The organism is Streptomyces sp. NPDC008317 (assembly GCF_042955955.1).
Lineage (GTDB): Bacteria > Actinomycetota > Actinomycetes > Streptomycetales > Streptomycetaceae > Actinacidiphila.
Map to the genome: position 1 here is coordinate 1 of NZ_JBIBFQ010000012.1, position 14,779 is coordinate 14,779.

Sequence of the window (14,779 nt, forward strand, 5' to 3'; positions counted from 1 at the left end):
CGCATTTCGAGGAGGTGCCCCGGACCGGCACCGACCAGGCACAAGCGGCACCCGCAGACGAAGAAAACACCCGCACGGGTGGGCGGGCGGGAAAGACAAGACAACGAGCCCTAAACAGAGTCGCGTTGAATGAGCTCAGTGGCCAGAACGACATGGCGTCGCACCGAATCCCGCTCGGCGATCTCCTCCAGAAGCACCCGCGCCATCGTGCGCCCCATCTCCTCCGTCGGCTGCCGAACACTGGTGAGCGCCGGATCCATGTGCCGCGCGATGGCCGAGTCCTCGAAACCGACGAGCGCGACATCGGTCGGCACAATCCGCCCCGACTCGCGCAGCACCTGCCGCGCGCCGGCCGCCATGAGGTCGGAGGCGGCGAAAACGGCGTCGATGTCCGGCCGCCGCGCGAGCAGCTCGCGCATGGCCCGCCGCCCGCCCTCCTCGGTGAAGTCGCCCCGGGCGACAAGCTCCGAGTCCGAGGAGCCCCCCGAGGAACCCCCGGCGGAAATCCCCGCCGTCTCCACGGCCTGCCGATACCCGTCGAGGCGACACCGGGCCACGTACATGTCCGGCGGCCCGGTGATCGTCGCGACGGCCCGCCGCCCGCGGGCGAAGAGGTGGGCGACGGCGGCACGCGCGCCGCCGACGTTGTCGGCGTCCACGTACGAGACGGACTCGAGGTCACTGCGCCGCCCGTTCAGAACGGCGGGCATGTCGAGCTGTTCGAGAAGGTCGGGCAGCGGATCGTCCTCGTGGACGGAGACCAGCAGGACGCCGTCCACGCGGTGCGCGGCCAGGTACTGGCCGAAACGGGCCCGCTCCTTGGGCGTACGGATCAGCGTGAGCAGGAGCTGCATGTCGGTGTCGGCCAGCTCCGCCCCGATCCCCCGGATGATGTCGGAGAAGTACGGCTCGGCGAAGAGCCGCGTCTCCGGCTCGGGGATGACCAGAGCGATCGCGTCGGTGCGATTTCCGGCCAGCGCGCGGGCCGCGCGGTTGGGCACGTACCCCAGTTCGGCGATGGCGGCCTCGACCGCGGCCTTCGCGCGGTCGCTGACCCGCGGCGACCCGTTGATGACGCGCGAGACCGTGCCGCGTCCCACCCCGGCGCGTACAGCCACCTCTTCCAGGGTGGGCCGTCCGCTGTGCCGCCCGTTCATGGCCACTTCCGCCTCCTGTGCTCCACTGTCGCGCCACCTTAGCGCCCGGCCCGCTCTGGACAGCAGGATCTCTTGAGAGCGCTCCCACGCTGTGTTCACCGTACCCGCCCCGCGGCGTCCGATCCGTTCAAGAAGTGACCATCGGTCCGGTCCGGACACGTTCCGGCAACGAAATCGACTTCACATCTTGACACTGACCCCTCCGAGGCCGGATTGTTCCGGCAAGCTTAGTGGGAGCGCTCCCACACCCTCACTCGCACCACCGCACGCCAGACCCACCCTGACAAGGAGAGTGGAATGCGCACTTCCGGCAGAACCCGCAAGGCCGCAGTCATCGCGGTCGCGGGTCTCGCGACCTGCGCGACCCTGATCACCGGATGCAGCAGCGACAGCAAGAGCAAGGACTCGGGCAACGGGAGCACCGCCTCCTCGACCGAGAAGATCACGCTGCACGTCGGTGACTTCGGATCGTTCGGCTACGACGACAAGACGGGCGCGGCCCTCTTCTCCGAGTACCACAAGCTGCACCCCAACATCACGATCGTCGAGGACAACGTCGCCGACGGGCAGCAGTACTGGGACGCCCTGAAGCTCCACCTCTCCCAGGGCAGCGGCCTCTCCGACATCCAGGCCATCGAGATCGGCTACATCGCCGAGGCCACCGGCCCGACGCTGGCGTCGAAGTTCGTGGACCTGGGCAAGGCCAAGGGCGTCAACGTCGGCGACTGGCTGGACTACAAGGAGAAGCAGGCCACCACCACCGACGGTTCGGTGATCGGCCTGGGCACCGACATCGGCCCGATGGCGGTCTGCTACCGCAAGGACCTCTTCAAGGCCGCGGGTCTGCCCGACGACCGCGAGGCGGTCGCGGCCAAGTGGGCCGGTGACTGGTCGAAGTTCCTGGCCGTCGGCAAGGAGTTCAAGGCGAATGCGCCCTCGGGTGTGGCCTTCACCGACTCCGGCAGCGGCCTGTTCAACGCGGTGGTCTCCAGCCAGACCACGCAGTACTCCGACGCGTCCGGCAAGCTGATCTACGACACCAGCCCCGGTGTGAAGACGGCGTGGGACCTGGCGACCGAGGCCGTCAAGGACGGACTGACCGACAAGCTGCGGCAGTTCGACGCCAACACCTGGAACGCGGCGTTCAAGAACTCCAAGTTCGCGACCGTGGCCTGCCCGAGCTGGATGATCGGCATCATCAAGGACTCGGCCGGCCCCGCCAACCAGGGCAAGTGGGACATCGCCGCGCCGCCGCAGGCCGGCAACTGGGGCGGTTCGTTCCTGTCGGTGCCCAAGGCCGGCAAGCACATAGCGGAGGCGACCGCGCTGGCCGCCTGGCTGACCGCGCCCGCCCAGCAGGCGAAGGTCTTCGCGAAAAACGGCAACATCCCGTCGACCAAGGCGGGTCTCGCCGACCCGGCCGTGCAGAACGCGACGAACCCGTACTTCGGTGACACCCCCGTCGGCAAGATCTACTCGGCCACCGCGGAGAGCATCCAGCCCGCGCCCATCGGCCAGTACGACGGTCAGGTGAAGACCTTCATCACCGACAACGGAATCCTCGACATGGAGCAGCACGGCACCTCGGCCGAAAAGGCGTGGTCGAACGTGAAGGCACTGGTCAAGGACAAGATCGACCAGTAGCGCGGACGGGGCCGCCCGGCAGTGTCTCCCACCTGCCGGGCGGCCCGCACCTCGTCTCCCCGCACCTCGTACCGCCCCCGCATCCGCGGCCGGACCACCCCGGACGACCGCGGCCCTCCTCCAGTCACCGCACAACCCTCGCCCGAACCCCTACGGGAAGGACGCCACTCGTGGCCACCTCCGTCAGGGCGACGTCCGACGGCAGTCCTCCGTCGTCCCGGCCCGCCGCCCCCCGCTCGCCCGGCAAGGGCGCCCACCGCCCCCCGGGCTGGCGTTCCAGGCTGTACCGGCTGGACACCAAGGCGTCGCCGTACGCGTACATCGCCCCGTTCTTCATCTGCTTCGCGGCCTTCGGCCTCTTTCCGCTGATCTACACCGGCTACCTCTCCTTCAACCAGGTGCAGCTCGGCGGCGACGCCAGTTGGGTCGGCTTCCGGAACTACACCCGCCTGTGGGACAGCGAGTTCTTCTGGAACGCGCTGCGCAACACCTTCTCGCTCGCGGTGATCTCGACCGTGCCGCAGCTCCTGATGGCGCTCGGCCTCGCGCACCTGCTGAACTTCAAGCTCAGGGCGCGCGGCTTCTTCCGGGTCGCGGTGCTCGCGCCGTACGCCACCTCGATCGCGGCGGCGTCGCTGGTCTTCGTCCAGCTCTTCAATCCCGACTACGGGATGGTCAACCAGATCCTCGCCCACTTCGGGGTGCACAACCTCGACTGGCAGTCGTCCAAGTGGCCCGCGCAGATCGCCATTTCGGCGATCGTGACCTGGCGCTGGACCGGCTACAACGCGCTGATCTACCTGGCCGCGATGCAGGCCGTGCCGTCCGACCTGTACGAGGCGGCGGCGCTCGACGGGGCCTCGCGCTGGCGGCAGTTCATCAGCGTCACGATCCCCTCGATCCGGCCGACGATTCTCTTCACCATCGTGGTCTCGACGATCGGCGCCACACAGCTCTTCGGTGAGCCGCTGATCTACGGCGGCGGAGTCGGCGTCAGCGGCGGCTCCGCGCATCAGTACCAGACGCTGAGCCTCTACATGTACGAGAAGGGCTGGGCGACCGGCGCGCTGGGCCAGGCCTCCGCCGTGGCCTGGGTGATGCTGCTGATCCTGCTGCTCATCGGCGCCGTCCAACTGTTGATCGTGCGGGCCAACCGCCGGAAGCTCGGGGGCTGACCTCATGGCACAGACAACCGAAACGCAAGCGTTCGGGGCCGCGCCGTCGCGGCGGTCCACCGCCGTACCGCCGCCCAAGCCCCCGCGTCGCCGGTTCCTGCGCAGGAGCGGGGCGGGCAAGCAGGAGCACGCGGGCCCGGTCGCGTACGTCATCCTCGTCGTCGCGGCGCTGATCTCGCTGTTCCCGCTGTACTGGACGGTGGTGGCGGCGTCGCGCACGGACGCCGAGATCGTCACGCCGCCGATGCCGCTGCTGCCCGGCAGCCATCTGATCGACAACCTGCACATCGTGTGGGACCAGGTCGACATGGGCAAGGCCCTGATCAACTCCACGATCGTGGCGGGCTTCGTGTCGTTCAGCACGGTGATGTTCGCGACGCTCGCCGGATTCGCCTTCGCCAAGCTCCAGTTCCGCGGCCGTAACGCGCTGCTGATGCTGGTGGTCGCGACGATGACGATCCCGCCGCAGCTCAGCGTGATCCCGCTCTACCAGATCATCACCAACCTGGGCTGGGTCGGGCACATCCAGTCCGTCATCCTGCCGTCGCTGGTGGCCGCCTTCGGCGTGTTCTTCATGCGGCAGTTCCTGTCCGAGGCGCTGCCGATCGAACTGGTCGAGGCGGCGCGGGTGGACGGCGCGCACAGCCTGCGGATCATCTGGCACGTGGTGTTCCCGGTGGCGCGGCCCGCGATGGCCGTGCTGGGAATGCTGGTGTTCGTGCAGTCGTGGAACGACTTCTTCTGGCCGTTCATCGCGCTCAACCAGCAGAACCCGACGGTTCAGGTCGCGCTGGCCGGTCTGGGTTCCGGTGACCACACCATCGACCACTCGATCGTGGTGACGGGCGCGCTGGTCGCCACGCTGCCGCTGCTGCTGGTCTTCGCGGTCCTCGGCAAGCACATCGTCGGCGGCATCACGGCAGGTGCCGTCAAGAGCTGAACCCTTCGCGAACTCCCCCATGCCTCCCCTGAACTCCCCCTGAGCAGCGTCCTGTTGGCCCCCTCCCCCGCTTACCCCTGATTCCCCTGGAGTCCCCCGTTATGACCGCTGTCCGCTCCGAGAGCGCCGAGAGCGCCAATGTCTCGGCCTCGCTCCGCTTTCCCCCCGGCTTCGTCTGGGGGGCGGCCACCGCCGCCTACCAGATCGAGGGCGCCGCGGCCGAGGACGGCCGCACCCCTTCGATCTGGGACACCTTCAGCCACACGCCCGGCCGCGTCCACAACGGGGACACGGGTGACATCGCGGCCGACCACTACCACCGCTTCCGCGACGACGTCGCGCTCATGTCCGACCTGGGCCTGGGCGCGTACCGGTTCTCCGTCTCCTGGTCGCGCGTGCAGCCGACCGGGCGCGGCCCGGCCGTCCAGCGCGGCCTCGACTTCTACCGCTCGCTCACCGACGAGCTGCTCGACCGCGGCATCACGCCGGTGGCCACCCTCTACCACTGGGACCTCCCGCAGGATCTGGAGGACGTCGGCGGCTGGACGGTACGCGACACCGCCGAGCGGTTCGCCGACTACGCGGCGCTGGTGGCCGGCGCGATCGGCGACCGGGTGCCGTACTGGACGACCCTCAACGAGCCCTGGTGCTCGGCCTTCCTCGGCTACGGCTCCGGCGTGCACGCGCCGGGCCGCACCGAGCCGGAGTCGGCGCTGCGGGCCGTCCACCACCTCAACCTCGCGCACGGCAAGGCGATCGGGGCCCTGCGCTCCGCGCTGCCCGCCGCCGCGCAGACCTCGATCACCCTCAATCTGCACCAGATCCGCCCGCTGACCACCTCACCGGGCGACCTCGACGCGGCCCGCCGGATCGACGCGGTCGGCAACCGGGTCTTCCTCGGCCCGATCCTCGGCGGCGACTACCCGGCCGATCTCCTCGCGGACACCGCCCACTTGGTGGACTGGGAGTCGCTGGTACGGGAGGGCGACCTCGCGGAGATCTCCCGGCCGATCGACCTGCTGGGCATCAACTACTACACGCCGACGCTGGTTTCGGACGGCAAGCAGCGCGCCGACGGACCCGACGTGCCCCGCAACGACGGGCACGGCGCCAGCGACCACTCGCCGTGGCCCGGCTCCGAGCACGTCGCCTTCCACCTGCCGCCCGGCGAGACCACCGCGATGCGCTGGGCGGTGGACGCCACCGGTCTGTACGACCTGATCCACCGGGTGGCGCGCGAGCACCCGGGGCTGCCGATGATGGTCACCGAGAACGGCGCCGCCTACGACGACTACATCTCGCCCGAGGGCACGGTCAACGACCCGGAGCGGATCGCGTATCTGCGCAGCCACCTGGCGGCGATCCACCGCACGATCGCCGACGGCGTGGACGTACGCGGCTACTTCCTGTGGTCGCTGATGGACAACTTCGAGTGGGCGTACGGCTACAGCAAGCGGTTCGGCGCGGTCTACGTCGACTTCGGCACACAGCGCCGCATCCCCAAGCAGAGCGCCCACTGGTACGCGGCCGTCGCCCGCGAGAACGTCCTTCAGGGAGTCGCGGAGGAGGACGGGGCTTCCTGAGGGAACGGAAAAGGAGCGGTACGGACAGCTCGAGGGTGCTGTCCGTACCGCTCCGCGCTCCTCTCCCGTGGGGGTGGGAGAGGCACGGTTCAGGGGGCGTTCACAGGTGACGTGCCGTCAGCCGGTGTACGCGGCGAACGCCTTGGAGAAGGCGCCCGCGCTCTGCACGATCGAGCTGCACGAGGCGTCGGCCCAGCTCTGCGCGCCGCCCGCGCACTGCTTGTCGCGGGTCGCGGACCACATCGACAGCCACGCCAGGCCCTTGGACTTGGCGAAGGTCACCAACTGCGTGGCGTCCTCGACGGTGAAGATCTCGGTGGCGACGTCGTTGACGCCGATCATCGGCGTCACCGCGATCTTCTTCCACGCGGCGGCGTCGGAGATCCCGAGCACGCTCTTGACCTGCGCCTGCGTGGCGGTCGCGCCGTCGATCGCGTACTGGCCCATGTCGCCGCTGAACGAGGAACCGTAGTCCATCGCCATGATGTTGACGGCGTGGATGTCCACCCCGTTGCTCTTGGCGTTGCTCAGCAGATTGATGCCGTCCTGCGTGAGCCCGGTCGGCATCGCGGGCAGCGTGTACGAGACCTCGAGTCCGCTGTGGCTCTTCTGGAGTTGGGCGATGGCCTGCGCGCGGCGGGTGTTGGCCGCGGTGTCCGGCAGCGCGCCGCCCTCCACGTCGAAGTCGACCTTCGTGAGCTTGAACTGGTCGATGGCCTTGCCGTACGCCGCCGCCAGGTCCGACGCCGAGGAGCACGCCGAGGCCAGTTCCGTACCGTTGGCGCCGCCGAACGATACGCGTACGTCGCCGCCGGCCGCCCGCAGCGCGCCGATCTGCGCGGCCACCGCGTCACCGCCCAGGTCGGTGACGCCGCCCCACTTGGGGACGCAGCCGCCGCCGGACACGAGGAAGGCGAGGTTGAACTCCTTGACGCCGTTGGCCTTCGACGCGGCGACGAGGTCATACGCCGGGTAGAGGGAGGTGTCGACGTAGGGGGCGAAGCCGCTGGACGCCGTGGTGCCGCCGCCGCCCGAGGTCGGGGTGGCGGTGGGCGTCGGGCTCTGGGTGGGGGTCTGCGTGGGCTTCTGGGTCGGGGTCGCCGTCGCGGTCGCGGTCTGCGTCGGGTGGCCCGTCGGGGTCTGCGTGGGGCCGTCGGAGACCGAGCACTTCGCGTTGTTGATCAGGCAGTTGACGGGGTCGCCCGCCGCGCCGGACGCGCTCGTCACGAAGCCGACGTCGACTTTGCCGCCGGGGGCGATCGTGCCGTTCCAGCTCTCCGCGGTGACGGTGACCGTCTGGCCCGACACCTGGTAACTGCCGTTCCACAGCGAGCTGATCTTCGTTCCCGCAGGCAGGTCGAACTTCAGCGTCCAGCCGGTGAGGGCGCTGCTCGCGGAGTTCGTGATCTCGTACTGGCCGGTGTAACCGCCGTCCCACCCGCTGGTCTTGGAGTACACCGCCCCGACCGACGCGGCACTCGCCGATCCCGCCAGTGCGAAGGCGCCTCCGGCTACGGCGGCGACGGCGGTGAGGCCGCCTATCAGTTGGACCTTCCGGCTGGGGCGACGGCGGTGCGTTGTTGCCATGTTCGAGCCTGCCTCTTGGGGGTTGGGGGGAGGGGGACGCGTTGGCACGCTAGCGCGCGGAGAGGGGACAAATTGGCTGGTCCGGGCTGCGGACGGGGTTCTTATGGCGCGCTTAAGGCGGCGCAAGGGAGCCGTTAAAGGTGGGGCCTCATCGCCGGCGGGGCTCGTCGCCCCCAGCCAGCGCGGGGAGGCGCCCCCACAGACGCCGGACGGGCTGAATCCTGGCTTCCGGCACACGCGCCGGGCGCGCTGCGGGCTCAGCGGTGGCGGTTGAGGGGGGTGCGGCGGTGGGTGGGGTGGGGGGTGGTGGTGTGGGGGGAGAGGGCGAGCCAGAGGCGGATCTCGGCGCCGCCGAGGACGCTGCGGCCGACGGCGAGGTCGCCTCCGGTGGATTCGGCAACGCGGCGGACGATGTCGAGGCCGAGGCCGGTGGAGCCCTGGCCGCCCGCGCCGTGGCCGCGGCGCAGGGCGGCGGCCGGGTCGGCGACGCCGGGTCCGGCGTCGGAGACGAGGACGATGACGGCGTCGTCGCCGCGGTGGACGTCGACGGCGAAGGCGGTGCCCTCCGGGGTGTGGCGGAAGACGTTGCCGAGCATGGCGTCGAGGGCGGCGGCCAGTTCGGCGCGGGCGACGGGGACCCGTACCGGCCGGTCGGCCCCCGCGGAGCGGACCTCGCGGCCCTCGTCCTCGGCGAGCGCGGACCAGAAGGCCATCCGTTCGCGGATGACCTCGGCGGCGTCGCACCCGGCGGCGCCGGTCGCGGTGTGGGCGCCGCGCTGTTCGCGGGCGGCGCGGATGATCTGGTCGACCTCGCGTTCGAGCTGGGCGACGGCCGCGCGGGTCTGGTCGGCGGCCGGACCTTCGCCGAGGGACGCGGTGTTGAGCCGCAGCACGGTGAGCGGGGTGCGCAGCCGGTGCGAGAGATCGGCCGCCAACTCCCTTTCGCTGGCGAGGAGTTCGACCACCTGGTCGGCCATGGCGTTGAACGCGGCGGCGGCGGACCGCAGTTCGCTGGGACCGGCCTCGGGAACCCGTACCGCCAGGTCGCCTTCGCCGAGGCGCTGCGCGGCGCCCGCGAGCCGGGCGGCGGGGCGGACCATGCGGGTGCCGAGCCGGTCGGCGATGGCGACCGAGCCGACGATCAGGCCGATTCCGACGGCGGCCAGCACCAGCCAGGCGGTGGGGACACCGCGGTTGATGTCGTCGTCGGGCACGAACACCTCGACGACCGCGACCGTCCCCGAGCTGACGGCGGTCGGCTGGAGCAGCGCGTATCCGCCGGGGACGCGTACGGTCGCGGCCTCGCCGTACGCCGAGGCGGTGTGCAGCGCGGCGTCGGTGGCGTGCGGGGTGCCGATGCCGACGGCCGCGGACTGCGCGGTGGCCGGTATGCGCAGCGCGATCCGGGACTCGGCGCCCGCCTGGGTGCTGGCGATGGCGCGTTCCAGCTCACCCCGGTCGGTGGTGATGGCCAGGGCGGGCCCGATCGCGGCGGCCTGGCGTTCGGCGTTGGTGAGCGCGCGGTCGCGGGCCAGTTCCTTGACGACCAGGCCGAGCGGTACGGCGAAGGCGATGACGACCATCGCCGTCACCGCCAGGCTCACCTTGATCAGCGCCCATCTCATGACGGCGGCGCCGCGGGGGCGGGCGCTATCGCGGTGGGCGGCAGGGCGGCGGGCGGTTCGAGTTTGACGCCGACGCCGCGCAGGGTGTGCAGATAGCGCGGGCTGGCCGCGGTCTCGCCGAGCTTGCGGCGCAGCCACGACAGGTGGACGTCGATGGTCTGGTCGTCGCCGTACGACTGCTGCCAGACCTCGGCGAGCAGTTCGCGGCGGGCGACGACGACGCCGGGCCGGGCGGCGAGGAAGGCCAGCAGGTCGAATTCGCGGCGGGTCAGGTCGAGGACGGCGCCGTCCAGGACCGCTTGGCGGCGGCGTACGTCGATGTGCAGGCCGCCGACGTGGATCAGGGCGTCCGCGGTGGGCGCGGCGGACCGGCTGCGGGCGCGCCGCAGGACGGCGGAGAGCCGCGCCGACAGGTGCTCGACGGAGAACGGCTTGATCAGGTAGTCGTCGGCCCCGGCGTTGAGCAGGCGTACGACCTCGGCCTCGTCGTCCCGCGCGGTCGCGATGATCACCGGTACGTCGCTGAGGCCGCGCAGCATCTTCAGCGCCTCGGACCCGTCGAGGTCGGGCAGGCCGAGGTCGAGGATGACCACGTCGAAGCCGACCTGCGCGACCTCCCGCAACGCCTCAAGAGCCGTCCCCACGCTGCGTACCGTGTGGGACGCCTCGGTGAGGTGCCGAATGAGGGCGGACCGCACGAACTGGTCGTCCTCGACCACGAGCACACTTGCCATGCGCCGCAACCTAGCCCATCCGGGGGACCGGGCACCGGCCCGCCCGACGATCCGAGGTGCGTACGGGGTGCGGACGGGGGTGCGTAAAGGGGCGCATCGGACGCGCGGCGGGGCGGGCGGTCTCGCGGACGGCGGTGCTTCGGCCAGCCGCTGGGCCCGGCGCCGAATCCGGTGTTGAGCCGGACGCTGAGCCGGGCGTTCCGGTACGTGTTCCGGGCGGCGGGCGGGTGCGGCAGTATGGCGCGCGTGCACAGAGGACTGTTCCATGTCGGCGCCTGGGCGCTGGCGACCGCGGCGGCCGTGACCTTGTCGTGGTTCGGCGTGCACTCGGTGCTGCGTACGGCGTACGACCCGCCGCGCGCCCTGCCGATCTCGGACGGGGACCCGCCGGTCGTGTCCTCCACGCACCGCCCGAAGCCGACGCCGCCCGCGACGCCGACCGCCACGCACACCAGGGCGACGGCCCCGCCCCCGGTCACCGGCAACGCCAAGGTGCCGCCGAAGACGCCGCCGGGCACGCCGAAGGCGACCGCCACGGCGAGCGGCGACACCGGCCATGTGCACAGCTACACCGTGGAGGGCGGCCGGGTAGCCCTCGACCTGGGCCCCGACTCGGCGTCGCTGGTCTCCGCGACGCCCAATCCGGGCTGGCAGATGCAGGTCTGGACGCAGGACGGCTGGCTGCGGGTGACCTTCACCGAGACCTCCGGCAGCGGCTCGTCCTCCGTCTTCTGCACCTGGAACGGCCACACGCCGACGGTCCAGGCCTTCGAGGACTGACGCCCGGCCCTCCGCCACGGGGCAGGCCGCGGGCTTACGTGAAGACGCCGGGCGGTGGCGCCGGGGAGTCGGCGGCCGTGGCGTCCGTGACGACGGGCGCGCCGCCCGCGAAGTCCGCCAGCCCGCGGCCGTGTTCGACCCGGCCGGGGTGCGGGTCGGTGGCGACCCTGCGGGTCAGTTCGGCGACCGGCAGCGGGTGGTCGGCGGCGTAGAGGATGAGATTGCCGAATCTCTTGCCGCGCAGCACGGCGGGGTCCGCGGCCAGGCAGACCTCGGCGAAGGCGGCCCGTACGGTGGCGATCTGCGCGCGCAGGAAGTCCAGCCGCCCGCCGTCGGCGAGGTTGGCGGCGTAGTGCCCGTCGGGGCGCAGCACCCGGCGGACCTCGGTGAGGAATTCGGCGCTGGTGAGGTGGGCGGGGGTGCGGGCGCCGCCGAAGACGTCGGCGATGACCAGGTCGGCCCAGCCGTCGGGCAGTTTGGCCAGGCCCGCGCGGGCGTCGCCGCCGCGTACCTTGATCCGCCAGCCGCGGTCCCAGGGCAGTTCGGCGCGGACCAACTCGACCAGCGCGGTGTCCAGTTCCACGACCTGCTGGGTGGAGCGCGGCCGGGTGTGCGCGGTGTAGCGGGCCAGCGTCAGGGCGCCCCCGCCCAGGTGCAGGACCTGCAACGGGCGGCCGGGCGGCGCGGCCAGGTCGATCAGGTGGCCGAGCCTGCGCTGGTAGGAGAAGTCCAGGTGCGCGGGGTCCGCGAGGTCCACGTGCGACTGCGGGGCGCCGTCGATCAGCAGCGTCCAGCCGCCGGGGCGCGCCCGGTCGGGCACGAGCGCGGCGAGTCCGCCGCCCACCTGCGCCTCGACCGTGTCCGGGGTACGCGCCCTGCCGCCGCTCTGCCGCTTGCCTGCCATCCCCCGATTATCGGGGACGGCCGGCGGCCGGGCGGGTCAGGGGCGGGGAGGCCGGAGAGGCCGGAGAGGCCGTGCGTGATCCGCTGGACAGGCCCTAGCGGTACCCCGGGGTCGCGTCCGCGGTCCGCAGGGCCGACTCGGCCGGGCGGTGGTAATCCGCGGAGGGGCAGAAGCCGTCGGCCAGCTCGATGGTGCGGGCCGCCATGCCGAGGGCCGCGCGCAGTACGGCCGGGTCGGTGACGACCGTGTCGGTGTGCGGCGGCACCAGCCAGCCGGTGTCCTCGACGGGCGGCTCGTCACCGATGACCAGACCGCGGCCGTCGGTGCTGGTACACGAGCTGCCGGGGACGTCCCAGCAGTCCGCGGTGCCGGGCGGGACGAGGAAGCCGAGGCTGTGCCCGGAGTTGTCGTGCAGTACGGGACCGACTCCGCTGCTCAGCCGCAGGATGTCGACCGCTTCCAGACCCTGCCTGGTCGGCACGGTGACCAGGTCGCACGGCGGCGGCAGTTGGCTGCTCTCCGTGCTCGGACCCGACGTGTGTGACCCGCTGGTGTCCAACAAGGCAACTCTCCTCACGCTCACGATGGGATCGGCACCACACCCGTATCAACGCGCCCCGGCGTCAACGGCTACGCGTGAATGACGCCGTAAGGGGTGGCGTTTCATGGCGGATAGCGCGTGAGATATCCGTTTTGTAGGCAAATTGAGTATTTCGCGGGCCCGATTCCCCGGTACGGTCGTCCCCGCCGCCGAGCGGCACCGTCCGTCCGGGAGTCCGTCATGACGTCGTTCCCCCTGCCCCCTCTCCCCCGCGCCACCGGGTCGTCCGCCGCCGCGTCCGCTTCCCCGTACACGCCCAACACCGCCTTCCGTCAGTTGCGCGGCGACCGGTCGCCGGGCGAATTCGCGGCGGCGGTACGGCGCGCCGCCCGCGAGATCGGCGAGCACGTGAGCTGCGACGCGCGGTACATCGGGCGGCTGGAGAGCGGGGAGATCCGCTGCCCCAACTACGCCTACCAGCGGGTCTTCCGCCATCTGTTCCCCGACCTGACCTCGGCGGACATGGGCTTCGCACCCCGCCGGGCGGTACGGGGCCGCGCCCGCCGCTCCCCCGAGTCCGGCGCCGCCGCCGGTCCGCCCGCCCTCTCCGTCCTGCCCTCCCCCACCGGCCCTTCCGGCCCTGCCGGCCCTGCCAGCCCCACGGCTTCCGCCGGCCTTCCCGATCCGACGTACGAGGAGAGCGACGTGCTGCGTCGCGCATTCATGACCGGCGGCTCCGCCGCCCTCGCCAGCACCCTGGTGCCCGCGCAGGGCGGCCGGGACCGAGGCCGTACGACGGGCCGCGCCGGTTCCTCCGAGGTACGCGCCGTCCACGAGTCCGTCCGGCAGATCCGGCTGCACGACGACCGGCACGGCGCCGACGGCCTCTACGACGACGCCGGAGACGCCCTGCGCACGGCCTACCGGCTCCTGGACGAGAGCAGCCACGGGCCCGCCGTGGCCGCCGGGCTCGCCTCCGGCGCCGGTGAACTGGCCATCTCCGTCGGCTGGTTGGCCCACGACTCCGGGCGGCTCACCGAGGCCCGCTCGTACTACGCCGAGGCGCTGGCCACCGCCCGGATGGCCGGGGACTCCGCCCTGGAGGCCCACGCCTTCTGCAACACCGCCTTCCTCGCCCGCGACGCCGGGCGCCCCCGCGAGGCCGTCCGCGCCGCCCAGGCCGCCCAGCTCCTCGCCCGCTTCTTCGGCTCCCCTCGGCTGCTCTCCCTGCTCGCCCTGCGCGAGGCCGGGGGACGCGCCGGGCTCGGCGACCGGCGCGGCTGCGAACTCGCCCTCTCCCGCGCCCACTCCCTCTTCGCCTCCGGCCCGCGCGACGCCGACCCCGCCTGGATGACGTTCTTCGGCGAAGCCGAACTCTCCGGCCTCGCCGCCCAGGCATGGTCCGCCCTCGGCGCCCACTCCCGCGCCGCTGCCGCCGCCCGCGAGGCCGTCCGCCTCCAGGACCCGCACTTCACCCGGAACATCGCCCTGTACGAGGCCGAACTCGCCCTCAATCTGGCCGCGTCCGGCCAGCCCGAGGAGGCCCAGGCGGCGCGCTCGCGCGCGCTGCGCCTCCTCGGACAGGTCCGCTCCTCCCGCATCCGCGCGATGCTGGTGGCGTAGCACGCGGCACCTCAGCGGACCCGGTCGTAGACGAGGGACAGCGTCCCGTGCTCGCCCGCCGCCCTCCTGGCCGCTAGCCCTCTTGCCCTTTGTCTTTGCCCGCCCGCCCACCCGTGCGGGTGCTTTCTTCGTCTGCGGGTGCCGCCTGTGCCTGGTCGGTGCCGGTCCGGGGCACCTCCTCGAAATGCGGCTACCTGGCCCCGCGTATCCGGTGCCCTTCTTGTCACCGCATTTCTGCGGGGGCACCCCGGCCCGTCCCCTCCCGGTACGTCGGCGTCCGCCTGTCCGGCGGGGGTTGCCGGGAGGGGGATTCTTTCGGCGGGCCGCCCTGCGCCGGTGCCCCCTCCCAGCAAGCCGCAAGACCTCGGCCCTTCCCCAAGCACCCAACTCCACCCCTGCCCACCCCGCCAGACCGTCGCCTCCCCCAGGCCCCGACCCCCCTCGCCCACCCGGCCGGACAGTCGGGCGCGCAGGAACCGGGCTCCC

12 protein-coding genes are annotated in these 14,779 nt (G+C 71.9%); 6 read left to right on the plus strand and 6 right to left on the minus strand.

What is annotated here, in order from left to right:
* Nucleotides 1-110: 110 nt before the first annotated feature.
* A complete protein-coding gene (locus ACFY9V_RS31395) occupies nt 111-1,157 on the minus strand; it encodes a substrate-binding domain-containing protein (protein WP_391163998.1) in 1,047 nt (348 codons plus the stop codon).
* 297 nt (nt 1,158-1,454) lie between these two features.
* Between ACFY9V_RS31395 and ACFY9V_RS31400 the strand changes: the two genes are divergently transcribed.
* From ACFY9V_RS31400 to ACFY9V_RS31415, 4 genes are all read left to right on the plus strand, one after another.
* Nucleotides 1,455-2,801 carry an extracellular solute-binding protein gene (locus ACFY9V_RS31400; RefSeq protein WP_391163913.1) on the plus strand — a complete coding sequence of 449 codons (1,347 nt, stop codon included), beginning with the start codon at nt 1,455-1,457 and terminating at the stop codon, nt 2,799-2,801.
* Nucleotides 2,802-2,971: 170 nt separating this feature from the next.
* The gene (locus ACFY9V_RS31405) at nt 2,972-3,976 is read left to right on the plus strand and encodes a sugar ABC transporter permease (RefSeq protein ID WP_355336942.1); all 1,005 of its coding nucleotides are present in this window, start codon (nt 2,972-2,974) and stop codon (nt 3,974-3,976) included.
* Nucleotides 3,977-3,980: 4 nt separating this feature from the next.
* Nucleotides 3,981-4,916: a carbohydrate ABC transporter permease gene (locus ACFY9V_RS31410; RefSeq protein WP_188280271.1), complete on the plus strand. Its 936-nt coding sequence runs from the start codon at nt 3,981-3,983 to the stop codon at nt 4,914-4,916.
* 101 nt (nt 4,917-5,017) lie between these two features.
* Complete coding sequence (locus ACFY9V_RS31415) at nt 5,018-6,499, plus strand: beta-glucosidase (RefSeq protein WP_355336938.1); 1,482 nt, start codon at nt 5,018-5,020, stop codon at nt 6,497-6,499.
* A gap of 117 nt (nt 6,500-6,616) precedes the next feature.
* On the opposite strand, the gene ACFY9V_RS31420 is transcribed toward ACFY9V_RS31415, so the two are convergent.
* The 3 genes from ACFY9V_RS31420 to ACFY9V_RS31430 form a co-directional block, all read right to left on the minus strand.
* Nucleotides 6,617-8,086, minus strand: coding sequence for a cellulose binding domain-containing protein (locus ACFY9V_RS31420; protein WP_391163914.1), 1,470 nt, complete (start codon nt 8,084-8,086; stop codon nt 6,617-6,619).
* Nucleotides 8,087-8,343: 257 nt separating this feature from the next.
* Nucleotides 8,344-9,711, minus strand: a complete 1,368-nt coding sequence (locus ACFY9V_RS31425; protein WP_391163915.1) for a HAMP domain-containing protein — start codon at nt 9,709-9,711, stop codon at nt 8,344-8,346.
* Entirely contained in the window at nt 9,708-10,445 is a 738-nt protein-coding gene (locus ACFY9V_RS31430) for a response regulator (RefSeq protein ID WP_391163916.1), read from the minus strand. Before ACFY9V_RS31430 ends, ACFY9V_RS31425 begins: the two co-directional genes overlap by 4 nt.
* 237 nt (nt 10,446-10,682) lie before the next feature.
* Between ACFY9V_RS31430 and ACFY9V_RS31435 the strand changes: the two genes are divergently transcribed.
* Nucleotides 10,683-11,225, plus strand: a complete 543-nt coding sequence (locus ACFY9V_RS31435) for a hypothetical protein (RefSeq protein WP_391163917.1) — start codon at nt 10,683-10,685, stop codon at nt 11,223-11,225.
* Between the two features lie 34 nt (nt 11,226-11,259).
* Here the strand turns inward: ACFY9V_RS31435 and ACFY9V_RS31440 are convergent, their stop codons facing one another.
* The gene (locus ACFY9V_RS31440) at nt 11,260-12,129 is read right to left on the minus strand and encodes a fused MFS/spermidine synthase (RefSeq protein ID WP_355336928.1); all 870 of its coding nucleotides are present in this window, start codon (nt 12,127-12,129) and stop codon (nt 11,260-11,262) included.
* Between the two features lie 94 nt (nt 12,130-12,223).
* On the minus strand, nt 12,224-12,691 hold the full coding sequence (locus ACFY9V_RS31445; RefSeq protein WP_391047000.1) for a hypothetical protein: 468 nt from the start codon (nt 12,689-12,691) through the stop codon (nt 12,224-12,226).
* Nucleotides 12,692-12,910: 219 nt separating this feature from the next.
* On the opposite strand from ACFY9V_RS31445, the gene ACFY9V_RS31450 reads away from it, so the two are divergent.
* A complete protein-coding gene (locus ACFY9V_RS31450; protein WP_391163919.1) occupies nt 12,911-14,293 on the plus strand; it encodes a tetratricopeptide repeat protein in 1,383 nt (460 codons plus the stop codon).
* Nucleotides 14,294-14,779: the final 486 nt, after the last annotated feature.